Genomic DNA, 25,930 nt, shown 5'->3' with positions numbered 1-25,930 from the left:
TAAGCCCAGTCTCGTTTTTTAAGATCACTAAATTTTATTAAAGCTCTTTGAAAAAAGATGGCATTATTTAGCTTTGTGATAAAATTGTTTGGATTGGTTAATACTGGAGGATTTTATGACACCGCTAAAACGAGAAAAACTACTCAAGCAAATTCAGATGTGGTTTAAGAATCACTGGCACAAACTGGTAGCGTGGCTAAAAAAATTTTGGCATCGTTATCAATTGACGCGTTGGTTGATCATTGTCTGTTTAACTCTTTTTTTGTTAATGAGTATTTACTTAACATTGGTTGCTAAAACGGCAGGTGTTAGCAAACTAGCATCTCGCCTCCAGCAAAATACGATTATTTATGATCGACATAATGATCAAGCGGGAAGCCTTTATTCACAAAAGGGAACTTATGTGAAACTTGGTCGGATCTCAAAGAATGTCCCTGATGCGGTGCTGTCAACTGAGGATCGTGGATTTTACCATGAACACGGTTTCTCATTTCGCGGGCTAGGGCGTGCTGGTTTCCTTTTATTAAAAAATAAACTTCTCCACCGTAATTATATTTCTGGTGGGGGAAGTACATTGACGCAACAATTGGTAAAAAATGCTTTTTTGACCCAACAACAGACGTTTTCGCGGAAAGCTAAGGAGATTTTTATTGCAATTGAAGTAGAAAATCAGTATTCGAAAAAAGAAATCCTCACCATGTATTTGAATAATGCTTATTTTGGTCATGGGGTGTGGGGAATTCAAGATGCTGCAAAGCGGTATTTTGATCGGAACGCCAGTGAATTAACGGTACCACAAGCTGCAACCTTAGCGGGGATGCTAACATCTCCAGGGATTTATGATCCAGTTGATCATCCGCAAGCTGCCAAACAACGACGCAATGTTGTGTTACAGCTGATGGTCGAAAACAAAAAGTTAAGCCAAACGGCTGCTAATTCATATAAACAAGCACCGCTCACGATTAGCAATGGGTACCACTATGAAGATACCTATAAATATCCATATTACTTTGATGCAGTGGTTAACGAAGCGATCAGTCGTTATCATCTTTCTGAAAAAGAAGTTATGAACAATGGCTATAAAATCTATACCACTTTGGATCAGGGACAACAAAAAGCGATGCAAAACGTGTATGATGATGACGATAATTTTCCAGCAAGTAACGGTGCAACAGTTCAATCCGCTTCGATTGCAATGGATCCCAAAACCGGTGGGGTAACCGCAATTGTTGGCGGTCGTGGCAAGCATGTTTTCCGTGGATATAATCGAGCTACTCAAATGTCTCGTCAACCAGGATCGACAATGAAGCCGATTGCTGTTTATACTCCTGCTTTAGAACACGGCTATTTTTATGACTCTAGTTTAACGGATAAAAAACAGTCATACGGTAGCAATCATTACACGCCACGCAATTACAATAACCAATATAGTGGTAGTGTTCCAATGTACAAAGCGGTTTACGAAAGTCTGAATGCCCCTGCAGTATGGTTATTAAACAAAATTGGGGTTAATACAGGCTATCGGATGGCACAAAAATTTGGCATTCCGGTAGTTAAAGGTGATCGTAATTTAGCATTAGCGCTTGGTGGGATGACAAAGGGTGTTTCTCCTGCTCAAATGGCTCGTGCTTATGCTGTCTATGCGTCTGAGGGACAGTTACCAACAACTCACTTTATTACTAAAATTGAAGATTCATCCGGAAAAGTCATTAAACGGGACCATCGACTAAAAAAGAAACGGGTGATCTCGAAAAAGGTTGCTAATCAAATGACAAGTATGCTCATTGGTGTTTATAAGCATGGAACTGGTAAAACTGCGCGACCAAACGGGTATACACTAGCTGGCAAAACTGGGACCACAGATACCGGAAAAGACGATAATAATGATCGTGATCAATGGATTATTGGCTATACTCCAGACGTTGTGGTTGCCACTTGGGAGGGTTACGATAACGCTAAAAAGAATCAGTACCTTTCAAACGTCGAAAGTACCGATATCAATTCATTGTTTAAAGCTGAGTTAGGAAGTTTGTTGCCAAATACTAGCGAAACGAAGTTTACGGTTGAAGATGCACAAGAGCGCGCACAATCGGGAACTAAATCAGGGGAACGCTGGACCGATCAGCTTGTTGACCAATTCAAACGTGGTGCCAGTGAGTTGGGTGATCGTGCTAGCCAAGTTTGGAATGGAATTCGTTCAATGTTTTAGACAAAAATGGAAAGCATGATACAATAAAAAAGACAAAGTTTTAGGAGGATCAATCATGGTAAACATTTACGATACCGCTAATGAATTAGCAAAACAAATGCGGGAGACACAAGAATATACAGCTTTAGAGGCCGCATTTAATGACATGATGGCGGATCAAGAAGCATTTGATCTGTTTAAAAAATTCCAAAAAGTTCAAGCTAGTGCCCAACAAAAACAAATGCAAGGGCAAAAGCTAACTGATGACGAAATTAAAAACGTTCAAAATTTAGCAAGTGAAGTTAGCAAAAAAGATGTAGTTAAGAAGCTGATGGAAAAAGAACGTCAAATGGATGCAATGATGCAACAGCTGAACCAAACAATCACTGCGCCAATTCAAGAATTATACAAAAAGGCGATGGATTAATCCACGATTGGACGGGCACTGAACAGGTGGCCGTCTTTTTCATATAAGAGAGGTAATAAAGGTGGCAAAGCAAATCAACGACTTCCAAGAAGGGGATCACTTAACGTTATTTGCCTTAGTGAAGGATGCACAAGTACGGCTGACCAAAAAAGGTGCTAATTATTTGGCGCTAACCTTTGGTGATCAATCCGGTGAATTGACGGGTAACCTCTGGGATGTAACGGATCAGCAAATTCAGGAATTTCAACCAGGAGTAGTTGTGTATTTAAACGGGCAGCGGACCAGTTATCAAGGTCAGCCGCAAATCCAAATTGAGTCAGTTCGATTAGCGCGCGACAACGAACCTAATCAGCCAGAGTTATATGTGGAACGCGCACCAGAAGCTGAGGAGCAGATTAAAGCTGATTTAAGACCATTTGTAAAGGCCATTCAGGAACCAACCTGGCGCAAAATTGTTAATCAATTAATGGTCAAGCATGGTGAAGCATTTTTTCAATCACCGGCTGCAAAAACCAATCACCATGCGTATGTGGGCGGGTTGTCGTACCATACATTGTCAATTTTACGGTTAGCACAAAGCGTGACTAACCTATATTCGGGAATCAATAAATCATTATTGTATGCCGGAGCGCTTCTTCATGATTTGGGGAAGACGGTAGAACTTTCAGGAGCGGTTGGTACCCAATACACGACCACTGGTAAATTATTGGGGCATATTTCCTTAATTGATGGGGAAATCTGTGCCACTTGTCAAGATCTGGGGATTGATTACGAAAGTGAAACGGTCGTTTTACTTCGTCATATGGTTTTATCGCACCATGGCTTGCTCGAATACGGTTCACCAGTGCGCCCAGAACTATTGGAAGCAGAAATTCTTCACCACTTAGATGAATTAGATGCTTCTATTATGATGATGGGAGCTGCTTTGGGAAAAGTGCAGCCTGGAGAATTTACTGGGCGGCTGTTTGCACTGGATAATCGTGCTTTTTATGAACCAACTGAAAATACGAAGAAATAGTGAATTTTTAATAAACAATGATATGGAAGCTTAAAACGAGCGCCAAATAATGGTATATTAGATTGGTGATTAATTTATTTAAGGGATGTGAAAGAGTTTGAAATCCAAAAAATTATTAGCAATTTTGGCTGGTGTCGCTGTGATGATGCCATTGGCCGCTTGTGGTAACAAAGCAGTCGCAACCACTAGTGGTGGCAAAGTCACTCAAGATGAATATTACAGTAGTATGAAAAACACTTCGCAAGGGAAGGCAGTTCTTCAACAAATGATCTTGGACAAGGTCCTTCAAAAACAATATGGCAAGGAAGTTTCTAAGACCGATGTCAATAAAGAATATAATTCTTATAAATCACAATATGGTTCATCATTTAGTGCGGTTTTACAACAGCAAAATTTAACCGAAAAGACCTTTAAAGACCAAATTAAGTCGCGGTTACTTTTAGAAGCAGCTGTTCGCCATTACTCAACTTTCTCTAACAAAGCGATCAATAAACAGTGGAAGAAGTATGAGCCAAAAGTTCAGACTGCTGAAATTCTTGTTGGTTCTGAAGATGAAGCCAAGGATATCATTAGCCAATTAGATAGTACTAGTGGTAATAAATATAAGAAATTTAAGAAATTGGCAAAATCAAAGTCTACTGATACTTCAAATAAGAGTACTGGTGGGATTGTTCCTGCATTTGATAATACCAGCACATCAGTTGATTCAGCTTATAAGAAAGCGGCCTTTAAGTTAAAGACTGGTGAATATACGACAGATCCGGTTAAGACTGATAATGGCTACCAAGTTATTTACATGGTTAAGCACCCGGCGAAGGGAGCCAAGAGTGCTCATATTGCGGATTTAAAAACACAAATAGTTCAAGAAAATATGAATAATCAATCATTTATGGAAAAGGTGATTTCCAAAGTCCTGAAAAAAGGGAATGTTTCCATTAAGGATAAAGATTTGCAAAATATTTTGTCACAGTATTTAAACCCGAGTGCCAACAATAATTCAACAACCGGAACTACTGGCTCTTCTAGTTCTAATTCAGGTGCTAATACTTCAAGCAGTAGTTCAAATTAGAAAAAATGGTGCGATCAATGCGAAAGTCAAATTGCTGACTTTTACTAGATCACACCATTTTTTAATTGCCTTTTTTTAGAATGTGAGTAATTTTCTGCAAAGCTGGTTGGCTTTTAAAATTATATCGATGAATACTACGTTGAAGTTCATGGATAGCTTTGGTTGCTGTTTTGAATGCTGATTGGGCCTTCGATAAATTATTGTGAAGTCTTTGATAACTCTGGATTAGTTGACGCCCAGCACGCCATTGTTGGGATACAAATTTCATTTTATTTCTCCAGTTGTTCAACAATTGATTTTTGAATGGCTTCGTATTTAGCGTCATTATATTGATTCGAGTTATCAGTGAAGTTAATGCTGAAGGTATCATTAGCTGAATAACGTGGAATTAAATGGATGTGAGAATGAAATACAGATTGGTAAGCTACAGAGCCGTTGTTATTTAAAATATTCATTCCGACAATTTTGGGATTAGAAGCTTTAATTGCTCGAGCAATTTTGGGCAGGCGGCTAAAGACGGCACTAGCCGTTTCATCATCATATGCAAAAATGTCCTGGATATGTTCTTTTGGCACCACTAGGGTATGACCTGGAGTGCCTTGCGAAATATCCAAGAAGGCTTTGACAACATCATCTTCATAAACGGTATAGCTTGGAATTTCACCATTGATAATTTTACAAAAAATACAGTCGGTCATGTCTATTCCCTCATTTCATTGTTTAATAGTTTTAGTATACCGCATTTCTGACTTGAACGGTCAAAGCATTGAAGGTGGTATGCTATAATCAACAATAAATAAAGGATAAAGAAGGAAACGTGTATGACATTAAAGGTCACTGATTTAGTGGGGGGTTATTCACAAATCCCGGTTCTCCATCAAGTGAGTTTTACGGTTCGCCCTGGTGAATTAGTAGGATTAATTGGCTTAAATGGGGCTGGTAAATCAACCACGATTAATCACTTGATTGGTTTGCTGCGGCCGTTTTCTGGATCAATTGTTTTAGATAATCATAACATTATTAATGATCCGGTTGGCTATAAGCAACTGATTGCTTATGTTCCAGAAACACCGATTTTGTATGATGAATTAACATTACGGGAACATATCGATTTAACGATCAAAGCTTATCAACTAAATTATGATCAAGCATGGCAACGAGCAACTAAATTGTTGAAGACCTTTCGCCTCAATAACAAGCTTGATTGGTTCCCAGCCGACTTTTCTAAGGGTATGAAACAAAAAGTGATGATTGTTTGTGCCTTCATTACAGATGCACAGTTATTAATTGTTGATGAACCTTTTTATGGTTTAGACCCATTAGCAGTAAAAGATTTATTGGATCTAATTGAGGAACGTAAGCAGGCTGGTGTGGCAGTTTTAATGTCAACCCATGTTTTGGATACTGCTGAGCGGTATTGTGATCGATTTGTTTTGCTTAATAATGGACAAGTTAAATTTCGGGGAACTTTGGACGAAATGCGCCAAGCAACTAACGATCCGCAGGCATCACTGAATGATATTTATTTAAATATTGCAAAGGGTGAGCAGCATGGATAATCTCTTTCGTGAACGTCGACAACAGCATTTTTTAATGCTTTTGAAATACTGGCGGTTAGTGTTTAATGATCATTTCGTCATTGCATTATTCTTTCTTTTTGGTGCCTTATCATATGGGTATGCGCAAGTATTACCCAGCATTCCGGCAAATAATCTTTGGATTAAAATACTATTAATAATTGGATTAGTTATTATTACTCAATTGGGGCGGTTCGCGACGTTAGTCAAAAGGGCAGATCCGGTTTTCTTATTACCGCAATCGTCCCGAATGACCAGCTATTTTTGGCAGGCATTTTGGTACAGCTGTATTTTTGGCGTATTAATTACGTTTTGTGGGGTTTTGATTGCATTACCCCTTGCCATGGTAACAATGCGAATCACAACTAAAATGATTGTAGTATTACTAATCACTGCAATGTTAATTAAGGTAAGTTGGTTAAACATTGCCCGTTTACAAGTCACTACCCGATTTAGTAGTTTAAAAATATTGAGTTATCTTCAGTGGCTGATCCCCCTATTAATTTGGTCAGGGACGTGGTTAATTAATCCAATGCTGGGATTAGTTCTCGGAATCGCTGATGTGGCAATTACAGCTTGGCTGGTATTCAGGTACCACGAGACCAATTGGCGAGTTGTGGTCAAAGTTGAACAAGACCGGATGGCAACTGTTTATCGATTTTTCAACCTGTTCACTGATGTTCCAACCCTTCAAGGACAGATAAAGAAACGAACTTATTTGAGGCCGCTTTTGAGGTGGTTGCGTGAAGATTCTGTATGGCATTTTTTATATGGTCGTGGATTAGTTCGGAACACTGAGATTGGTAATTTAGCGCTCAGGTTAACATTAGTGTTGGCAGCGATTCTATTGTTTGTGCCCGTTCTCTGGTTAAATAGCATTATTATGGCACTAGGGCTCTATTTAGTGGCAGTTCAACTAATTCCGCTGTATGATCAATTTGCGAATAACGCTTTTATCTACGTTTATCCAATCTCACAAGTTGAACAGGACCGTGATTTTAGGGACATTATTCGTAAAATTATGATTCTTGTGGCAGTCGTGATGGTAATTGCCTCCATTGGAGTTCAAGGAAACATCTTGCAGGTAATCATTAATGCAATCATTGCGGCTGTTGAAATACCATTGCTATCGACGAGGTATCTTCAATCACAGCTCAAAAAAATTAAAAAGTGAGGAATTGAGAATGCGAGTTAAACATAAAAAGTGGGCGGAGCCACTCTTGGCAGCTCATCCAGAAAAGATGGTTTTAAATCCTAGTGAAGTCAAGGGACATTGGGTAGATCGTTTTCCACAAAATCAACCAATTCAATTAGAGGTAGGGATGGGGAAAGGTCAGTTTATCATTGGCATGGCAAAGAAGCATCCAGAAATTAATTTCATTGGTTTGGAAATCGAAAAAACTATTGCTGCTATTGCGCTTAAAAAAGCATTACCAGAAGCGCTGCCTAATTTACAATTTATCTGCGCAGATGGGGCCGAACTGACGGATTTCTTTGCAGATCATCAAATTGATAAACTGTTTTTAAACTTTTCTGATCCGTGGCCCAAAAAACGTCATGCTAAACGTCGGCTAACTTACCACACATTTTTGTCTAGCTATGAGCAGGTTGTTAAAAAGGGTGGCGGTTTGGAATTAAAAACAGACAATATGAGCTTTTTCGAGTTTTCTCTCGAAAGTTTAAATAATTATGGATTGAAATTTGACGGTGTATGGCTTGACTTACACCATAGCGATGAGAATGCTAATAATGTCGAAACGGAGTATGAGCATAAGTTTAGCGAGCTCGGCCAGCCAATTTATAAAGTCACAGCACATTTTAACGATTAATTAAGTAACCAAACGAAAGGATTTCGTATTCATAAATTGAATCGTGAAATCCTTTTTTTTGTTTGTGAAAAAAATGGATTGATAAAAATTGGTATAGTTATATTTAAAAAATCTTTAAAAAGTTTTTTAAAGAATTTTACGCAAAGTTGTCAACCGCTTAGCAAGTAATCATTAATAAGCAATAGCTGATATACAGCCGGTTGCACAAAATCAACTTTGCTAAAGGATTGCAATTAATTATTGTGTTTTTGAACATTTTATCTCTTGACGTTCGCTACTACAGATGGCAATATTAGCACCGTGGATTGAAAAAATATTAATTGGTATAGTTTTTATTTGTGAAAGGAAACTAAAATGCAAAATCAAGATTCAATTAAAATTTATTCTGATGGTGCAGAAATTAATGCGATGCGTCAAATGGCAAAAAATGATTATTTATCAGGATTTACAACTAACCCATCATTGATGAAACGGGCTGGGGTAACTAACTACCTGTCATTTGCTAAACAAGTGGTTTCTGAGCTCCCGGATTACTGCGTTTCATTTGAAGTGTTTGGTCAAACTGCCGATACAATGAAACGTGAAGCGGAAATTCTTTCAAGTTTAAGTGACCAGGTATATGTTAAGATTCCGATCATTAACTTGAAAGGTAACTACAATACCGATTTAATTCATACTTTGTCAGCAAATGGTATCAAAGTTAATGTCACTGCGATTACAACTGAATTACAAGTTCAGGCTGCTCTTGCAGCTCTGTGTTCAAAGACGCCAGCGTTTGTTTCACTATTTGTAGGTCGGGTGGCCGACACGGGTGCTGATCCGATTCCGTTTGTTAAAAATTCAGTAGAAATGGTAAGTGATTTTGACAATGTTGAAACACTGTGGGCATCAACGCGCGAGGTCTATAATATTACGCAGGCAGAACAATTAGGGGTTGATATTATTACTGTTCCGCCAGTTATTTTGCAGAAGTATAATGAGCGGCGTTCCTTCACTCCGGATGATGTGGCTCTAGATACTGTGCATGGGTTTGATAAAGATATTAAGACCCTTGGGTTTAGCATTCTTGACGATGCTGTTTTAGCCTAAGTAGAAATTAACATTCCTTAATTTAAAAAAAGTAACGTAAACGGGGCCTCATAATCATGAGGCCCCGTTAATAGTTTTAAATTAATTAGCTCGTTTGATTTTTAAAATCGATCCAGTCTTTGCATCCGCAATAAAACGGTAGTCGATTAACTGTTCGTCTTCGCAACGCTGAATTCCACCGTAGTAAACAAAGGATTTAGAAGCGAAGCATTGGTAGGGATGGATTTGATGGTCAATCCAGCTGCCTTCAACAGTCCCTTCTCTTTTAAAATCGTTAATGGTATTTCGCAAAATGGCTTCCGGAGAAACCTTGGTTCTACCCAATAATTTACCAAAGATAAAACCGGCCACTCCAGAAATCCCCAATGTTGCAGATAAAACTAAGGGACGATAGATGCTATTACTATTATTCATGTTCTTCACTTTCTTACTCATAATAAATTGCAATAATTTTAACAATTTTAGCTAAAATCAGCAAGAGATGCATCAAGTGATGACCACTGAATGAGGTTGCTTTAAGAGGATTAAATATGTTAAAATTTACTTACATAAAATAAGAAGAATGGAGATAATTATGATGGAACGTTTACCAAAAATGACCCAAGATGAATTGAACCAACGGATTGCTAGTGGAAACTATGTCTTATTCTTTACTGCTGACTGGTGCCCTGATTGTAACTTTATAAAACCAGCGATGCCGGTAATTGAGCAAGACTTTACTGATTATACGTTTTTGTTGGTTGATCGGGATGAAAATATTGATTTGGCAGCTGACTTAGGAATCATGGGGATCCCAAGTTTTGTGGTTTATCAAGATGGGACAGAAGTCGGCAGATTTGTTAATAAAGATCGTAAGACTAAAGAACAGGTTGAAAACTTTTTGAAGGGACTTAATTAATGGACAGGGACTGAGGATGATCCAGTCCCTGTTTTTGTCTAATTTATGCTTACTGATCATAGTGGTTATGGTACAATCTAATCTGTGAATTATTTCAAGAAGATAGAACTTAGAGGGATGATTAAGAGAAATGCTAATTGCAAGTTATAATCCCCATGAAATGGGCGATGTTTTAGTATTGATGGTAGCACCAGGCAGTGGTAAACAAGTAGAACGGTCACACAACGGAATTGTCGAAATTACCGATTCAAATACAGGAAACTTGCTGGGCTACAATCTTTTTGACGCTAGCAACTTATTACCGGAATTGCAATCAGTTAATGGCAATTTTGATTTAAACGCTGACCAAGTTGCAAAGATTAATGCACAATTAGTAACGGCGGGGTTCGAAACGCCAATTGAATTACCTAAACAACCACATTTCCAAGTCGGTTATGTTGAAAAGATGGTCGCCCATCCTAAGTCTGATCATTTGCACATTGCGACGGTGGATTTTGGGACTGAAAAGCGGCAAATTGTTTGTGGTTCCGTCAATTTACGTGAAGGGATCAAGGTAGTTGCTGCGACCGTTGGAACGATGATGCCAAACGGTAAGTTGATCTGGCCAGGGAAGCTGTTAGGTGTTGAAAGTGATGGAATGATCTGCACGCCACGAGAACTTGGCCTAAAAAACGCTCCGAATAAGCCTGGCTGTCTCATTTTAGATGATGATTTTGCTGAAAATGGTGCGGCTTTTGACTTTGATCGTGGAAATCGATTATTTGCCTAACAGGAAGGATCAGTCAAATGAATAATCAGAAAAACTATTATTTTGTAGGAATCAAAGGAACCGGGATGGCTGCCTTGGCCAGGGTTTTGAATGAGTTAGGAAACCATGTTGAAGGTTCGGATATTGCAAAAGAAACCTTTACTCAAGCTCCCTTAGAAAAGGCGGGAATTAAAATTCATGAATTTGATCCAGCTAATTTGAGGCCTGGTATGATCGTTGTGCAGGGAAACGCATTTGGCGATGACCATCCTGAAATTGTTCATGCTAAAGAATTAGGGCTAACGATTCAAACTTATCCTGAAACTGTGGAACAAGTCATTGAAAGTAATACGTCGATTGGCATTGCGGGAGCGCATGGCAAAACTAGTACTACTGGTTTACTATCACATGTTCTTTCCAATGTTGAACCAACTAGTTTTCTAATTGGCGATGGGGTTGGTCATGGTGATCCTGATTCCCGTTTCTTTGTCTTTGAGGCGGATGAATATCGTGACCATTTTTTGGCTTATCATCCAGACTATGCGATTATGACAAACATTGATTTTGATCATCCGGATTATTTTAAAGATATTGACGATGTGCGGTCTTCGTTTGAACAGTATGGCCAACAAGTCAAAAAAGCCATTTTTGCTTGGGGGGATGATCCTAATTTACGGAAGCTGTCAGTAGATGTGCCGGTGTACTATTATGGAACTAACTCACAAGATGACTTTCGGGCGGAGAATATTCAACGAACTCCTGCAGGGTCAACTTATGATGCGTATTATCATGATCAAAAGTTGGGCACGTTTACGATTCACCTATATGGTGAACACAGCGTGTTAAATAGTTTAGCGGTGATTGCGGTTGCCTATATGGAACATGTAGATTTAGAAGCAATTCAACATGAACTATCTAATTTCACCGGTGTGAAGCGCCGCTTTAGTGAAAGTAAGTTTGGTGATATGACCGTCATCGATGATTACGCTCACCACCCATCAGAAATTAATGCGACAATTGATGCTGCCCGACAAAAATATCCAGATAAAGAACTTGTAGTTGTCTTCCAGCCTCATACTTATTCGCGGTTACAAGCGTACTTGAAGCAATTTGGTCAAGCTTTAGGTAAAGCTGATAAGACATATGTGACCCCAATTTTTGGCTCAATTCGTGAAAATGCTGGCCACGTTTCTAGTGCTGATCTGGAACAACTGGTTCCAGGCAGCGAAGATATTGATTTAGATTCGATGGATAAGTTGTTAGCATACCATAACGATGTGGTGGTCTTTATGGGGGCTGGCGATATTGAAAAGTATGAAGATCAATATGCCCGTTTGCTAAAGAAATAGCTTAGAAAATGTTAAAGATTCTTGATTGGAATGGTGGCCTTTGCTACCATTTCTTTATTAACCTACTATTTAAAAATAAGGAGGAGTTATCGTGGACAATTTTTCACAAGAACCGCGTCGTGAAGTGAACGTCGCGGGATTAAATAGTTTTTTAACGCGAATGTACGGACTAATGTCTGGTGCAGTTTTAGTATCCGCGTTAGTTGCTTATTTAACAATCGTTCCGTTTCGTGCAGCATCAATGGCCTTCGTTGCTCAGCATAGTGGAATGATTTGGCTGATTCTATTATTGCCGATTGCTCTGTCAATGGGGATTAGTTTTAGCGCCACGCGGAATCCAGCTGGTAGTCTTTTAATGTTAATGGTGATTGCGGTCATCTATGGTTTTGAGTTTGCTTTGATTTCAATGGCCTATACAACTGCTAATATTGCCGCTGCTTTCTTATCATCATCAGCTGTTTTTATCACAATGACGATTTATGGAACGGTTACCAAGCGTGATTTAAGTCGTGCGGGAAGTCATGCACTAGCAGCGTTAGTAGCGTTGATTATTGCTAGTTTGATTAACATGTTCTTGCGGAGTGCAGCCATTACTTATATTTTTTCGTACATCGCGGTAATTATTTTTGTGGTTTTAACCGGATGGGATGCTCAAAAAATGAAGAATATTTATATGCAGTATGGATCGCAAGTATCTGTTGGCGGACTAGCAGTCTTGGGAGCTTTGCAACTTTACCTTGACTTTATTAACCTATTCTTATCGCTATTACAGATTTTTGGCATGAGTGATCGTGACTAATAATGGTTAGAGACCGGAATCTAGTATTTCGGTCTCTTTTTCTTTTGTCGTAAAGATTGGTACAATGATATGAGAAAGAGAGCGAGGTTTCATTATGGCAGACAAGCAACTTTTATTGATTGATGGTAACAGTATCATTTTTCGGGCTTTTTACGCGATGCACACTCAGATGGACAGGTTCACGAACCAGGACGGTCTTCATACAGCAGCAATTTATGGATTTAAGCTGATGCTGGATCATGTGTTAGATAGGTTTAAACCCGATGCAGCCTTAGTGGCCTTTGATGCTGGTAAGACAACCTTTCGGACTGAAAAATATCACGATTATAAAGCAGGACGCGCTAAGACCCCAGAAGAATTGACGGAACAGTTTCCGTATGTCCGACAACTCGTAGAAGCATCTGGCTTACATAGTTATGAACTAAAAAATTATGAGGCCGATGACATCATTGGCACACTAGCGAAACAAGCTGACGACGCTGGATATCGAACTTTAATTGTTTCTGGAGATCGGGACTTAACTCAATTGGCGACGGAACAAACAACGGTGGCAGTCACCAAAAAGGGCGTGACTCAAACTGAGCATTTTACTCCAGAATATATGGAGGAAAAATTAGGAGTGACGCCGACACAATTTATTGATGTGAAAGCATTAATGGGCGATAGTTCCGATAATTACCCAGGAGTCACTAAAATTGGCGAAAAAACTGCCATTAATTTAATTCGTCAGTATGGTTCTTTAGATGGTATTTACGAAAATATTGATCAGATGAAGAAGAGCAAACGGAAGGAAAATTTGATTAATGAAGAAGCAATTGCTCGTCAGTGCCAAGACTTAGCAAGAATTCGGCGCGATGCTCCCGTAACGATTAGTTTAAATGACTTAAAGTATAAAGGACCACAGCAAGAAGCACTGGTTACCCTCTTTGAAAAATTAAATTTTAAGTCTTTTCTTGCTAAGATGAAGGTTACTCCTGATCCGCAGCTAACAACTGCGGCGTCTAAAGTTCACTACACTGAATTGACACTTGATAACCTGGCAGAACTAAAGTCGATTAAAAAGCACTGTGTATTTTTACTTGAATTACCAGATTCAAATTATCATGTTTCACCAGTTGCTGGGTTCGTGATTGGCACAGCAGGTCACTGGTGGGTTAGTCGTAATGCTGAATTGTTGCAGGCGTCAGCAATTAAAAAGCTACTAGAAGACCCATGCATTACGAAGGATACTTTCAATGCAAAAGCCCATGATGTTGCTCTCCATCGTTTGGGGATCCATTTACAAACAGTTGGGTTCGACTTTTTGCTTGTATCATACTTATTAAATACTAATGATAATAGCAACGACCTTGGACAACTTGCTCATGAACACGACTACTATGATGTTCAATCTGATGAAGAAGTATACGGGAAGGGGAAGAGTCGTCACCTTCCGGATAATGCGAATGTTTTCTTCAATCATTTAGCTCAAAAGGGTCAAGCAATTGAAAAATTAAAGCAACCGTTAACTGATCAACTTCATGAAAATGAACAATGGCCGCTATACACGGACATTGAGCGACCACTTTCGCATGTTTTAGCCAAAATGGAAATGGCTGGTGTTCATGTTGATGCCACTACTTTAAAAGAAATGGGGAGCAAACTTAAGGAGCGGTTGGCGGAATTAGAACAAGCGATTTACGAAGAAGCTGGTGAAGAGTTTAATATTAATTCTACCAAGCAGTTAGGGACGATTTTGTTTGAAAAGATGAAACTTCCGGTGATCAAGAAAACTAAAACGGGCTATTCTACTTCTGTCGAAGTTTTGGAGAAATTACAGGGACGCGCACCAATTATTGATAATATCTTAATTTATCGGCAAATCGCGAAGATTCAGTCAACCTATATTACTGGGTTGCTAAAGGTCATACATTCGTCTGACCAAAAGATTCATACGCGCTATCTGCAAACGTTAACTCAAACTGGACGATTATCTTCAGTGGATCCAAATCTACAGAATATTCCGGTCCGTCTTGCTGAGGGGCGAAAAATTCGCCGTGCATTTAAGCCCAGTCAATCCGGATGGAAGATCTTCTCTAGTGACTATTCTCAAGTTGAATTACGGGTCCTAGCACACGTGACGGGTGATCACAATCTTCAACAAGACTTTATTGATGGTAAAGATATTCACGAAAGTACAGCTCGGCGGATTTTCCACTTGTTACCGGGCGAAAAAGTCACGCCAAATATGCGACGGCAGGCTAAAGCAGTTAACTTTGGCATTGTTTATGGGATTAGTGACTACGGCTTATCGCAAAATATTCATGTTACCCGTAAACAAGCTCATGAGTTTATTCAGAGTTACTTTAATGAATTTCCTGGTGTTAAGGACTATATTGAAAACATCGTTAAACTTGCGAAAAAACAGGGATACGTTGAAACTTTGACTCACCGTCGACGTTATTTACCGGAAATTAATTCGAAGAATTTTAGCCGTCGCTCATTTGCAGAACGGACAGCGATGAACACACCAATTCAGGGAAGCGCAGCTGATATCATTAAGATTGCCATGATTAATATGAATGACCAGTTAGAAAAAGCTGGTTTGAAGGCCCGAATGCTTTTACAAATCCATGACGAATTGATTTTCGAAGCTCCTGAAAATGAAATTGCACGACTTAAAGAATTAGTTCCTAAAGTAATGGATTCAGCAGTGAAACTTGATGTGCCACTGAAAGTTGAGAGTAAAGTTGGCGATACTTGGTATGATCTAAAATAACGATGTTAACACTGGTTAGCTGGATGGAAAAGGTGACCGGTGTTTTAATTTGCAAATTTTATTTGATAGATTATAATGGTTCTAAAAAAGATGTGGAGGCCGAAGAATGCCAGAAATGCCTGAAGTTGAAACTGTCCGTCGTGGTCTCAATCAGCTGGCGGATGGTCATCAAATTATTGGAATTGATATTAACTATGGTAAAACGATTGAAAACGATGTTGAAGAATTTCGCGAAGCACTAGTTGGTCAAACGATTGAGCGGGTAGATCGGCGTGGCAAATATTTGCTATTTAGATTTTCCAATCACCTGACGATGATTTCCCATTTACGAATGGAGGGTAGTTATTTTAAACAAAAAACTGGACTACCCGTTGATAAGCACACTCATGTAATTTTTCATTTCGAGAATGGGACAGATCTTTGCTATCGTGATACGCGAAAATTTGGGAGAATGAGGTTAGTACCGACAGGCCAAGAAATGAATTATGGCGGATTGCGGACCATTGGACCAGAACCAACTGAACAAGACTTTAAACTTGATTATTTTGAAAAGATTCTCCATAAAAGTCGTGGAAAAATCAAGCCGTTTCTCCTTAATCAAAGCCACGTTGCAGGATTAGGCAACATTTATTGTGACGAAGTATTATGGATGAGTAAGATTAATCCAGAACAGGCTACCAATACGCTGACTCACCAGCAAGCGAAGGTGTTGCGTGAAAATATTATTAAGGAAGTTGCTACGGCAACCGAACATAAGGGGACTACGGTTCATACGTACAAAAACGCCTTTGGAGATGCCGGTGGTTTTCAAGACTACCTTAAAGCATATGATCATGGCGGTGAACCCTGCCCACGATGTGGTACCAAGATGATTAAGATTAAAGTGGCTCAACGGGGAACTACCTATTGCCCGCATTGTCAAGAACTGATTGAAAAATGACAAAAATCATTGGATTAACCGGGGGAATTGCTTCAGGTAAGTCGACCGTTAGTAATTATTTAAGGCGACTCGGGTATCCTGTTGTGGATGCTGACCAAATTGCTCGACAGGTAGTCGAACCGGGGTCGATTGGTCTCAAGAGGGTTATCGCGACGTTTGGTACTGGATTTGTAACGTTAGATGGTAAACTAGATCGACATAAATTAGGCCAGTTGGTTTTTAATGATCATCAACAGATGCAGACTTTAAATGACTTGCTACAACCACTAATTCGTCAGAAGATCATTAAACAGCTGACGAAACACAGAACAGCAGGGGCGGCCTTAGTGTTCTTAGATGCACCGTTATTATTTGAGCAACACTATGATCCATTATGCGATCTAGTATTAGTAGTGACTGTTTCTCATCAAGTTCAGTTAAAACGGTTGATGAACAGGGATCAATTAACAGTCACAGAGGCAAAGTCACGAATTAATAGTCAATTACCAATGGCTGTGAAGATTAAGCGAGCGGATGTAATCATCGACAATAATTCAACCCTCCAAACAACTAAACGTCAAGTACAGCAATGGCTAGAAAGCGTTCAAAATTAGGAATGTGGTATAATAAAGTCTGTTTAGTAAGCTTGGATTAAGGAGGGCACCAGCGTGATATGTCCACACTGCCATAAAAACGGCTCTCGGGTGATTGACAGTCGACCGAGTGAAGATGGTACTTGCATTCGTCGCCGTCGTGAGTGCGCTAATTGTGGTTTTCGTTTTACAACCTTTGAACGGTATGAAGAAACGCCACTGTTAGTTGTTAAAAAAGACGGGACACGGCAAGAGTTTAATCGTCAAAAAATTCTCAACGGATTAGTGCGTTCTGCTGAAAAGCGCCCGGTTAGTATGGAACAATTGACCAAAATTGCAGATAAAGTGGAAAGCCAAGTGCGTCGTTTGGGAGAAACTGAAGTGTCTAGTCAGTTGATTGGAAAATACGTGATGAGTGAGTTAAAAGTCGTGGACGAAATTTCTTACATTCGTTTTGCGAGCGTTTATCGTCAATTTAAAGATGTGGATGCTTTTATGAGTGAACTAAAAACGATGATTGGTAATGACAAACGAAGTGATCAAAAATGACAAAGTTTCAGTTAACTCCCAAAACTGGGTATGTAGTAAGTGCGGCTGTTGATTTTATTAATAATAATGATCAAACTTTTGTGGATTATTATTTACCATTGATGAGTCCCAATGCGCTGGGGCTTTTTTCAGCTTTAAAGTATCAATTAAAGGGGCAACCGCTACTTTCTGAACGACAGCCAGTGAGTCATTTATTAACACAGTTAAATACGGGCATTCGCTCTGTCAATGAAGCGTTGACCCAGTTAGAGGCGGTTGGATTAATAAAAACATTTTCACGAAGTGATGAATTAGGCGTGGTTGCTGTTTTTGAGCTACATCCAACCTTAACACCCGCTGCATTTATGAAGGATGATTTGCTGAGTGTTCAGTTGTTGGAAATGGTTGGCTCAGATCAATTTAAACGTTTGGGAAAGGCTGCTGTGGCCAGATATTTAAATATTGATCATTTAGAAAACGTTAGTCATTCTTTTTTTGAAGTCTTTCACCCGAATCGAGATCAATCGTCAACGGATGAAGTTCTACAAGAGACGCAAAACCAGATTAAGCAAGCAACCAATCAACGGGTACCGACGAATTCAATTCCGCAAGATGCTTTTGATTTGCACTTTGTGGCGCAACAATTATCTGGAGCGGGAATTGATCCAGAAATTGTAAACCAGTATCGGAGATTAATCTTAGTAGAACATTTGACATATGGTTACGATGAATTAGCTATCGCAAGATTAATTGAGCGTTCCGTTGATGTAGTTGATGATCAATTTAATGAGGAAGAATTTAAAAAGCGCGCACGGAATGCGGGACATGTTCAAAAGCAACCAATAAATAATCAAAAGGTTGATAAAATCGCGATGGCGGGCCTGTCTGAGCAGGTTCAGTCATTGATTCAGCTATGTGAATCACAAGCACCAATGGAGTTTCTCACTCAGCTAAAGCAGCAAACTAATGGTTATGTTAGTTCATCAGAACGTTATACTGTGGAAAGGTTAGTTCAACAGAGCGGTTTATCAAATGGAGCGATTAATATCCTGCTATGGTATATTATTGGTGAGCAAGGACTCGCAACCGTTAAAGCTAATTTGGCGGATGCGATTGCTAATAATTGGAGCCGGTCTGGGGTTACAAACTCATTGGAAGCCTTTAACGAGATTAAGCAGCATAAGGCTGCACGTTTACAACGACAAAAAAATGGTCGCCCATTTTTTCGAAATGGGCGTAAGAAAAATGTTCAGGAAAAATTACCTGATTGGGCGAAAAAGGATTATCAGCCCAAGGCTAAATCGGCTTCGCCAGAACAGCTTGCTGAATCAAAGCGACTATTGGCCGAATTACGAAAGAATCGTAATAAGCAAGATCAAGGAAATGGGGGTGAACACTAGTGGAACCATTAAGGAAGTTTTTAAAAAGCCAAGGCAAGCAGAATGCTACAGATCAAATTTTTGCGGAAGTGTTTGCTGATGAAGATGTTAAACAGTTTCTTCACAATAACCAAGATCGTTTAACGAGTGAAGATATTCAACGAGGACGATCTAAGTTGTATGAATACGTTCATGAAAAACATCTGGCTCAAAATGGTACCCCTAGCGTTGCTCCGGGTTACACTCCGCGATTATTGATATCCGCGGGACAAATTGATGTTACCTATGTCCCAACTACTGAATTATTAGAGCAACAAGCAGTTCAAGCAAAACGGCGGCGCGTTAGTAAGCGATATATGCCAAAGTTTATTGAACGGGCAACACTGGATGATTACTATACTAGTAACGAGGGTCGAACAGCAGCGCTCAATGCGGCAGTTAGATTTATTAATCATTACACTCAAAATCATGACTTTACACCAGGATTGTACCTTTCTGGTAGCTTTGGGGTTGGCAAGACATATTTATTAGGCGCAATTGCCAATGAACTTGCTGATCAAGGAATTAACAGCATGTTAGTTCATTTTCCAACCTTTGCGGTCAATATGAAAGGCTCAATTGCTCGCCATACAACTGAACAAGATCGGGATGAAGTAAAGCAAGCACCAATTTTAATGTTGGATGATATTGGAGCGGATGCTTTGTCTCCCTGGTTGCGTGACGAAGTTTTAGGGGTGATTTTAGAATATCGAATGCAGGAAGAGCTACCGACCTTTTTTAGTTCTAACTTTTCATTAGATGAATTGACTGATCATTTAGCACAAGATAGTAACGGTAATAATGAACCGTTGAAAGCGCAGCGCATAATGGAACGAATTCGTTTCTTATCTCGTGAAGTAAAAATGATTGGGCCAAACCTTCGTCAAAAGGGCTAAAGTTTGATTTTTATGCTTGACAAAATTACAGAAATTGATTAACCTATTATTTGTTGAAAGAAAAGCAGAAGCACCCGCTTCTCGCCTTGGTGACCAGAGTTGCCGGGCTGACGAGTTGAATGAAGCTAGACTAATTGCGTAGTTTAGTATTTTCAAGCGGGGTGCATTGCATTCCGCTTTTTTTGCTTGTTCTTTCGTTATCAAAATTGGAGGTGTATTGCCATAGCTCAAGGAATGAATGTCAATAACGGTATCCGTGCCAGAGAAGTTCGCTTGATTGACCAAAATGGTAATCAATTAGGGATTAAGTCCAAGCGGGAAGCCTTACAGTTAGCTGAAGATGCTGATTTAGACTTAGTACTTGTTGCACCAAAGGCACGTCCGGCGGTTGCCCGAATTATGGATTACGGAAAGTATCGTTTTGAGATGCAAAAGAAGGAACGTGAAGCTCGTAAGAATCAAAAAACTCAAGCAGTTAAGGAAATTCGTTTGAGCCCAACGATTGATACGAATGATTTTAATGTAAAGTTAAATCGTGTTCGCAAATTTATCGCTAAAGGTGATAAGGTTCGAGTTTCGTTACGTTTCCGTGGTCGGGCGATCACGCATAAGGATATCGGTCGTGACATGATTGAAAAGATGGCAGATGAGACTAAAGACATTGCCACCGTTGTTCAACGACCAAAGATGGAAGGACGGAGCATGTTTTTAACACTTGCCCCAATTACAGATAAGGCAAAAAAATAAAGAGAAGGTAGGAAATAGTTATGCCAAAGATGAAGACTAATCGCGCTGCTGCAAAGCGTTTTAAGCGGACTGCTAAAGGCGGTTTTAAGAGTGGTAACTCATTTACTAGTCACCGTTTCCACGGTAAGACCAAGAAGCAACGTCGCCAATTACGTGGCCTTAGTATGTTAGACAAGACTAACGTAAAGCGTTTCAAGAAAATGCTTCCTTCGAAGTAATGCATACTGCTAAATAAATTTAACAATACAAATCAAACTAGGAGGTTACCACTATGCGAGTTAAAGGTGGAACAGTTACACGCGCTCGTCGTAAGCGCATTATGAAGTTAGCTAAGGGTTATACTGGATCAAAACATCGTCTTTTCAAGACTGCTAAGGATCAAGTAATGAAGGGTTACACTTACGCTTTCCGTGACCGGAAGGTTAACAAGCGTAAGTTCCGTGAATTATGGATTGCACGGATCAATGCTGGTGCACGAATGAACGATATTAGCTACAGCAAGTTAATGCATGGCTTAAAGCTTGCCAACATTGACATTAACCGGAAGATGTTAGCAGACTTAGCAGTTAACGACCCAGAAGGATTTAAAGCGGTTGTTGATGAAGCTAAGAAGGCTTTAAACTAATCCATTAATTTTAGTTAGATTAGGGGAACCCAGAGCAGTGACCCTAATCTTTTTTTATTAATTGAACCACTCTTAGTCAATCGTTATAATTAGATTGATTAACAAAAGATGAGGTAAGACATTGATAGCAAAATTTAAACCAACCTGGATGGTCAAAACAGTTTATAATATTTCACCTGATCAATTAAAACGGCAGGGGATTAAGGCAGTATTATCCGACCTGGATAATACTTTGATTGCTTGGAACAATCCGGATGGAACTCCCGAATTAAGGCAATGGATGACTGATTTGCGTCGGGCAGGCATTCCTTTAATTGTTGTTTCAAACAACAGTGCGCAGCGGGTTGCTAAGGCAGTTCAACACCTTCAGTTGCCATTTGTGTCGCGTTCATTAAAACCACTTAGTTTTGGCATCAGTACTGCGCGTCAGCGATTAGGACTATCAAAAAGTGAAGTTGTGATGGTTGGCGATCAATTAATGACGGATATGCTGGCTGCGAACGTGGCAGGGGTACGGTCAATTTTGGTTCAACCATTAATTAACACGGACAAGTGGGATACGCGGATCAATCGCTTTTTTGAAAAGTTTGTGATGAAAGACTTGCTTAATCAATATCCAGAACTAACTTGGCAGGAGGATTTGAATGACTGAACAAATTAAATTGAGTGAAGAATTACGCTGCATTGGCTGTGGAGCAGTAATTCAATCGACTGATCCTCATAAACTGGGCTATACGCCGACAGCAGCGGTAAAAAAAGGATTGGAAACTAATGAATTATATTGTCAACGGTGTTTTCGGTTACGTCACTATAATGAAATTGCACCGGTTTCCTTAACTGATGATGATTTTTTACAATTGTTGAATCACATTCGAGATGCCCGGGCGTTAATTGTTTATGTGGTTGATATTTTTGATTTTAACGGCAGTTTGATCCCTGGACTTCACCGGTTTGTTGGTGATAACCCGGTTTTATTAGTTGGTAATAAAGAAGATTTATTGCCACGTTCTTTACGCCGTTCAAAATTGCGTGATTGGATTCGCCAACAGGCTAATCTAGCAGGTATTCGTCCAATCGATACATTGTTAGTCTCGGCAAAGAAAAACCACCAAATTGAAGAGCTATTAACGACGATTGAAAAATATCGTAATCATCGCGATGTCTATGTAGTGGGGGTCACAAATGTTGGAAAATCAACGTTGATTAATCAAATCATTAAACAACGGACAGGTGTTCAAGACTTAATTACGACTTCCCGCTTTCCAGGGACGACTCTTGATAAAATTGAAATTCCACTTGATGATGGTCAGGAGCTAATTGATACTCCTGGAATCATTCATCAGCATCAAATGGCACATGTATTGCCGGCGCAAGACTTGAAACTTGTGGCACCGCAAAAGGAAATTAAACCGCGGACATATCAATTATCTGCTGGGCAAACCATTTTTATTGGTGGGATTGGTCGTTTTGATTTTTTACAGGGATCTAAAAATGGTGTAGTTGCATATTTTGATAATAATCTTAAGCTACATCGGACAAAGTTGCAGAATGCGGATTCGTTTTATTCTAAGCATCTGGGTAATTTACTAACCCCACCAAGTAAAGAAAGCCGTAATCAAATTCCACCATTGGAACGTTTTGAATTTTCAACTAATGAAAAAACTGATCTTGTCTATGAAGGTTTAGGATGGATTACAGTTCCAGCTGGAGTTTCAATTACTGGCTGGGCACCCAAGGGCGTACGAGTTCTGACACGTCGAGCAATGATTTAATTAGTAAGGAGAATGGAATTGAAATTACGGGGAAAACAAAAACGTTACCTACGAGCACAGGCTAATCATTTTCAAGCAATTTTTAGTGTTGGTAAAAATGGCTTGACACCGGAATGGCTTGCACAATTAGATGGTGCACTTAATCGCCGTGAACTGATTAAAGTAAATATTCTGCAAAATGCTGATGTAACGACTGATGATGTGCGTAATTATATTGAAGCACATAGTAGGATTGATGTTGTTCAAATTATTGGTCGCGTGCTAGTCTTGTTTAAAGAATCTGATCAACCTGAGTGCAGAAATGTTTCATTAAGAGTAAAAAAGATTTAAGGAGCGGTAGTTTTGCGAGCGACTGTTCAAACAGTACCGAAAGTGGAGTATCAGCGAGTTAACGTGAAGCGACGGAAGCGAATCGGACTTTATGGTGGCACATTCAATCCGGTTCACAATGCTCACCTCCTGGTTGCGGATCAGGTTGGCAGGACTTTAGGATTAGATAAAGTCTTATTGATGCCTGATATGATCCCACCGCACGTTGATAAAAAAAGTGCGATTGCTGCTAAACTACGCGTTGAAATGCTGCAGTTGGCGATTCACGGGAATCCATTTTTGGGACTGGAGTTGACCGAAATTGAACGCGGTGGTGTGAGTTATACTTTTGATACAATTCGTGAACTAAAGCAACACCATCCCGATGTGGACTACTATTTTATTATTGGCGGTGATATGGTTGACTACCTACCGAAGTGGTATCGAATTCAAGATTTGCTCAAAATAGTGAATTTTGTGGGTGTCCACCGACCTGGGGCACGCAACCATAGTGAATTTCCGGTTATTTGGGTGGATGTGCCAGAAGTAGATTTTTCATCCAGCGATATTCGTCAACGGATTCACGATGGTCGATCAATTAAATACATGGTTCCAGAAAAAGTTGAACAATATATTAAGGAGCATCAGTTATACATTGACTAAGCAACAAACAATCTATCATGAGCACCTTCTACCGCTAACGCGGGTCGAATTAATTAGTCGTTTGAAATCAGCACTATCTCCATCACGATTTGAACATGTTTGTCGAGTCGAACAAATGGCAATTCAGTTAGCTCAATTAAATAATGTTGATGTTGAAAAAGCTAGTGTTGCCGGTTTATGTCATGACTATGCGAAGCAACGACCAGATAAAGATTTCATTCAAATTATTCATGAACATCAAATGGCACCAGAATTGCTTCAGTATGGAAACGCAATTTGGCACGGCGTAGTGGGTGCTGAAATGGTAAAAGGTGAGTTAGGAGTGCATGATGAAGACATTCTGAATGCGATTCGCCAACACACTACTGGTGCTCGATATATGACTAAGCTAGCACAAATTATCTATATGGCAGACTATATTGAACCCGGGCGTGATTTTCCGGGTGTTCAAGAAGCACGCCAAATTACTAAAACTAATTTGGCAGCCGGGGTGGCCTATCAAACGAAACACACTCTTGAATACTTAGTTGAAAAGGGTAAGCCGGTCTATCCGAAGACAATTGATACATATAACGCCTGGGTACCAAAGTATAGAAAGGAAATTAATTAATGGACAGTACAAAATTATTGGAAAAAGTGATTAAAGCAGCTGATGGTCGACGTGCGGAAGATATTGTTGCATTAAAGGTCGATCAGATTAGTCCAATGGCGGATTATTTTGTGCTTATGACCGGAGGGTCAGATCGTCAAGTTCAAGCGATTGTCAACGCAATTGTTGAGATGGCACATAACGAACATTTAACGATTGGCAGTGTTGAAGGCAAAAACGCTGCCCAATGGGTTTTGGTGGACCTTGGCGATGTTGTTGTGCATGTTTTTCGTGATGAGACGCGCCATTTTTACAACTTGGAGAAATTATGGTCGGATGCACCATTGGTTAACATTGATAAATGGGTTAACGATTAGATGATTTATGGATCTTTTGCCCAATATTATGATGAGCTTTTTGATGAAGAGCTCTATCAGAAGTGGTTTCAGTACGTTCGTGCAAGTACTAATGGTAGAGAGCGAGTGCTCGATTTAGCAGGTGGTGCAGGGCGACTCGGTGTGTTGTTAGCACAAGCTGGGTACGAAGTGACAGATGCTGATTTATCTGAAGAAATGTTAGCACTGGCTTCACAACATGCGATTGAAGCAAATGTTGAACTTCAGCTGGTGCAGGCGAATATGTTGGAATTACAGGAACTGGGAATGTTTGATATCATTACTTGTTTTGCGGACTCATTATGTTATTTACAAAATTTAACTGAAGTTCAACAAGTGTTTACGCAAGTAGAACAGCATTTAGTCGCTGGTGGACAGTTTTTATTTGATCTCATCACACCATATCAAACTGATGTTATTTATCCCGGCTATATGTTTAATTATCAGTCTGATGATGATCAACGTTTTTTTATGTGGTCAAGTTACCAAAATGATGATGTTCCGCATGGCGTGATCCACGAACTTTCATTTTTTGATCGTCAGGTAAATGGTGACTATCATCGTTTAACTGAGACACACTTTGAGCGATCATATCGGATTAAGCAGATTATTAAAGCCCTGCATGAAAGTGGCTTTCAAGACATTGATGTTACCAGCAATTATGGTGAGCAGGTTCCAGATAAACAAACAACGCGTTGGTTTTTCAAGTGTCGAAAGAGTGAATGAG

At 39.6% G+C, this 25,930-nt stretch carries 31 protein-coding genes and 1 other annotated feature; of the genes, 28 read left to right on the top strand and 3 right to left on the bottom strand.

What is annotated here, in order from left to right:
* The first annotated feature begins 157 nt into the window (after positions 1-157).
* The 4 genes from Q0C76_RS00945 to Q0C76_RS00930 all read left to right on the top strand — a co-directional run bounded on the left by Q0C76_RS00945 (position 158) and on the right by Q0C76_RS00930 (position 4,702).
* Positions 158-2,209 (top strand): PBP1A family penicillin-binding protein, encoded by a 2,052-nt coding sequence (locus tag Q0C76_RS00945; RefSeq protein ID WP_295728687.1) that lies wholly within the window; start codon positions 158-160, stop codon positions 2,207-2,209.
* A gap of 52 nt (positions 2,210-2,261) precedes the next feature.
* Positions 2,262-2,615, top strand: coding sequence for a YlbF family regulator (locus tag Q0C76_RS00940; RefSeq protein WP_295728685.1), 354 nt, complete (start codon positions 2,262-2,264; stop codon positions 2,613-2,615).
* A 61-nt stretch (positions 2,616-2,676) separates the two neighbouring features.
* On the top strand, positions 2,677-3,633 hold the full coding sequence (locus Q0C76_RS00935; protein ID WP_295728492.1) for a 3'-5' exoribonuclease YhaM family protein: 957 nt from the start codon (positions 2,677-2,679) through the stop codon (positions 3,631-3,633).
* Between the two features lie 97 nt (positions 3,634-3,730).
* A complete protein-coding gene (locus Q0C76_RS00930; protein WP_295728490.1) occupies positions 3,731-4,702 on the top strand; it encodes a peptidylprolyl isomerase in 972 nt (323 codons plus the stop codon).
* A gap of 61 nt (positions 4,703-4,763) precedes the next feature.
* On the opposite strand, the gene Q0C76_RS00925 is transcribed toward Q0C76_RS00930, so the two are convergent.
* Both Q0C76_RS00925 and Q0C76_RS00920 read right to left on the bottom strand, forming a co-directional pair.
* The gene (locus Q0C76_RS00925; RefSeq protein ID WP_295728488.1) at positions 4,764-4,970 is read right to left on the bottom strand and encodes a hypothetical protein; all 207 of its coding nucleotides are present in this window, start codon (positions 4,968-4,970) and stop codon (positions 4,764-4,766) included.
* A 1-nt stretch (position 4,971) separates the two neighbouring features.
* Complete coding sequence (locus Q0C76_RS00920) at positions 4,972-5,400, bottom strand: HIT family protein (RefSeq protein ID WP_295728486.1); 429 nt, start codon at positions 5,398-5,400, stop codon at positions 4,972-4,974.
* A gap of 123 nt (positions 5,401-5,523) precedes the next feature.
* On the opposite strand from Q0C76_RS00920, the gene Q0C76_RS00915 reads away from it, so the two are divergent.
* From Q0C76_RS00915 to Q0C76_RS00900, 4 genes are all read left to right on the top strand, one after another.
* The gene (locus Q0C76_RS00915) at positions 5,524-6,261 is read left to right on the top strand and encodes an ABC transporter ATP-binding protein (protein WP_295728484.1); all 738 of its coding nucleotides are present in this window, start codon (positions 5,524-5,526) and stop codon (positions 6,259-6,261) included.
* On the top strand, positions 6,254-7,453 hold the full coding sequence (locus Q0C76_RS00910) for an ABC transporter permease (protein WP_295728481.1): 1,200 nt from the start codon (positions 6,254-6,256) through the stop codon (positions 7,451-7,453). Before Q0C76_RS00915 ends, Q0C76_RS00910 begins: the two co-directional genes overlap by 8 nt.
* Positions 7,454-7,463: 10 nt before the next feature.
* Positions 7,464-8,108 (top strand): tRNA (guanosine(46)-N7)-methyltransferase TrmB, encoded by a 645-nt coding sequence (gene trmB, locus Q0C76_RS00905; RefSeq protein ID WP_295728478.1) that lies wholly within the window; start codon positions 7,464-7,466, stop codon positions 8,106-8,108.
* 354 nt (positions 8,109-8,462) lie between these two features.
* The gene (locus tag Q0C76_RS00900) at positions 8,463-9,197 is read left to right on the top strand and encodes a transaldolase family protein (RefSeq protein WP_295728475.1); all 735 of its coding nucleotides are present in this window, start codon (positions 8,463-8,465) and stop codon (positions 9,195-9,197) included.
* An 81-nt stretch (positions 9,198-9,278) separates the two neighbouring features.
* Here Q0C76_RS00900 and Q0C76_RS00895 read toward each other — a convergent pair whose 3' ends face one another.
* On the bottom strand, positions 9,279-9,611 hold the full coding sequence (locus tag Q0C76_RS00895; RefSeq protein WP_295728472.1) for a hypothetical protein: 333 nt from the start codon (positions 9,609-9,611) through the stop codon (positions 9,279-9,281).
* A gap of 163 nt (positions 9,612-9,774) precedes the next feature.
* Here Q0C76_RS00895 and Q0C76_RS00890 point away from each other — a divergent pair, with 163 nt between their 5' ends.
* The 20 genes from Q0C76_RS00890 (at position 9,775) to Q0C76_RS00795 (ending at position 25,929) form a co-directional block, all read left to right on the top strand.
* Positions 9,775-10,095: a thioredoxin family protein gene (locus Q0C76_RS00890; protein WP_295728682.1), complete on the top strand. Its 321-nt coding sequence runs from the start codon at positions 9,775-9,777 to the stop codon at positions 10,093-10,095.
* A 130-nt stretch (positions 10,096-10,225) separates the two neighbouring features.
* Positions 10,226-10,864, top strand: coding sequence for a YtpR family tRNA-binding protein (gene ytpR / locus Q0C76_RS00885; protein WP_295728469.1), 639 nt, complete (start codon positions 10,226-10,228; stop codon positions 10,862-10,864).
* 17 nt (positions 10,865-10,881) lie between these two features.
* Entirely contained in the window at positions 10,882-12,192 is a 1,311-nt protein-coding gene (gene murC / locus Q0C76_RS00880) for a UDP-N-acetylmuramate--L-alanine ligase (RefSeq protein ID WP_295728467.1), read from the top strand.
* 91 nt (positions 12,193-12,283) lie between these two features.
* Positions 12,284-12,991 (top strand): Bax inhibitor-1/YccA family protein, encoded by a 708-nt coding sequence (locus tag Q0C76_RS00875; RefSeq protein WP_295728464.1) that lies wholly within the window; start codon positions 12,284-12,286, stop codon positions 12,989-12,991.
* Between the two features lie 94 nt (positions 12,992-13,085).
* Positions 13,086-15,749, top strand: a complete 2,664-nt coding sequence (gene polA / locus Q0C76_RS00870) for a DNA polymerase I (RefSeq protein WP_295728461.1) — start codon at positions 13,086-13,088, stop codon at positions 15,747-15,749.
* 106 nt (positions 15,750-15,855) lie between these two features.
* A complete protein-coding gene (gene mutM / locus Q0C76_RS00865) occupies positions 15,856-16,689 on the top strand; it encodes a bifunctional DNA-formamidopyrimidine glycosylase/DNA-(apurinic or apyrimidinic site) lyase (RefSeq protein WP_295728458.1) in 834 nt (277 codons plus the stop codon).
* Entirely contained in the window at positions 16,686-17,282 is a 597-nt protein-coding gene (coaE, locus tag Q0C76_RS00860; RefSeq protein ID WP_295728454.1) for a dephospho-CoA kinase, read from the top strand. The genes mutM and coaE overlap by 4 nt, the downstream gene beginning before the upstream one ends.
* A gap of 54 nt (positions 17,283-17,336) precedes the next feature.
* Entirely contained in the window at positions 17,337-17,810 is a 474-nt protein-coding gene (nrdR, locus tag Q0C76_RS00855; protein ID WP_295728451.1) for a transcriptional regulator NrdR, read from the top strand.
* Entirely contained in the window at positions 17,807-19,189 is a 1,383-nt protein-coding gene (locus Q0C76_RS00850; protein WP_295728448.1) for a DnaD domain protein, read from the top strand. Before nrdR ends, Q0C76_RS00850 begins: the two co-directional genes overlap by 4 nt.
* On the top strand, positions 19,189-20,103 hold the full coding sequence (gene dnaI / locus Q0C76_RS00845; RefSeq protein ID WP_295728445.1) for a primosomal protein DnaI: 915 nt from the start codon (positions 19,189-19,191) through the stop codon (positions 20,101-20,103). The genes Q0C76_RS00850 and dnaI overlap by 1 nt, the downstream gene beginning before the upstream one ends.
* A gap of 56 nt (positions 20,104-20,159) precedes the next feature.
* Positions 20,160-20,294: a sequence feature (ribosomal protein L20 leader region), on the top strand.
* Between the two features lie 43 nt (positions 20,295-20,337).
* On the top strand, positions 20,338-20,850 hold the full coding sequence (infC, locus tag Q0C76_RS00840) for a translation initiation factor IF-3 (protein ID WP_295728442.1): 513 nt from the start codon (positions 20,338-20,340) through the stop codon (positions 20,848-20,850).
* A gap of 20 nt (positions 20,851-20,870) precedes the next feature.
* Complete coding sequence (gene rpmI / locus Q0C76_RS00835; protein WP_006916343.1) at positions 20,871-21,068, top strand: 50S ribosomal protein L35; 198 nt, start codon at positions 20,871-20,873, stop codon at positions 21,066-21,068.
* A 53-nt stretch (positions 21,069-21,121) separates the two neighbouring features.
* Entirely contained in the window at positions 21,122-21,475 is a 354-nt protein-coding gene (gene rplT, locus Q0C76_RS00830) for a 50S ribosomal protein L20 (protein WP_295728439.1), read from the top strand.
* A gap of 121 nt (positions 21,476-21,596) precedes the next feature.
* Positions 21,597-22,127 (top strand): YqeG family HAD IIIA-type phosphatase, encoded by a 531-nt coding sequence (locus Q0C76_RS00825; RefSeq protein WP_295728436.1) that lies wholly within the window; start codon positions 21,597-21,599, stop codon positions 22,125-22,127.
* Positions 22,120-23,247 carry a ribosome biogenesis GTPase YqeH gene (gene yqeH, locus Q0C76_RS00820; protein WP_295728433.1) on the top strand — a complete coding sequence of 376 codons (1,128 nt, stop codon included), beginning with the start codon at positions 22,120-22,122 and terminating at the stop codon, positions 23,245-23,247. Before Q0C76_RS00825 ends, yqeH begins: the two co-directional genes overlap by 8 nt.
* A gap of 18 nt (positions 23,248-23,265) precedes the next feature.
* The gene (gene yhbY, locus Q0C76_RS00815; protein WP_295728430.1) at positions 23,266-23,577 is read left to right on the top strand and encodes a ribosome assembly RNA-binding protein YhbY; all 312 of its coding nucleotides are present in this window, start codon (positions 23,266-23,268) and stop codon (positions 23,575-23,577) included.
* 12 nt (positions 23,578-23,589) lie between these two features.
* Entirely contained in the window at positions 23,590-24,219 is a 630-nt protein-coding gene (locus Q0C76_RS00810) for a nicotinate-nucleotide adenylyltransferase (RefSeq protein WP_295728427.1), read from the top strand.
* Positions 24,212-24,829, top strand: coding sequence for a bis(5'-nucleosyl)-tetraphosphatase (symmetrical) YqeK (gene yqeK / locus Q0C76_RS00805; protein ID WP_295728424.1), 618 nt, complete (start codon positions 24,212-24,214; stop codon positions 24,827-24,829). The genes Q0C76_RS00810 and yqeK overlap by 8 nt, the downstream gene beginning before the upstream one ends.
* A complete protein-coding gene (gene rsfS / locus Q0C76_RS00800; protein WP_295728421.1) occupies positions 24,829-25,185 on the top strand; it encodes a ribosome silencing factor in 357 nt (118 codons plus the stop codon). The genes yqeK and rsfS overlap by 1 nt, the downstream gene beginning before the upstream one ends.
* Positions 25,186-25,929, top strand: a complete 744-nt coding sequence (locus Q0C76_RS00795) for a class I SAM-dependent methyltransferase (protein ID WP_295728419.1) — start codon at positions 25,186-25,188, stop codon at positions 25,927-25,929. It abuts the gene before it with no gap.
* Position 25,930 lies beyond the last annotated feature (1 nt).

Source organism: uncultured Limosilactobacillus sp., assembly GCF_934202705.1.
Taxonomy (GTDB): domain Bacteria; phylum Bacillota; class Bacilli; order Lactobacillales; family Lactobacillaceae; genus Limosilactobacillus.
The sequence above is the reverse complement of the archived record's forward strand: the minus strand, read 5'-3'. Positions and strand labels throughout refer to the sequence as shown.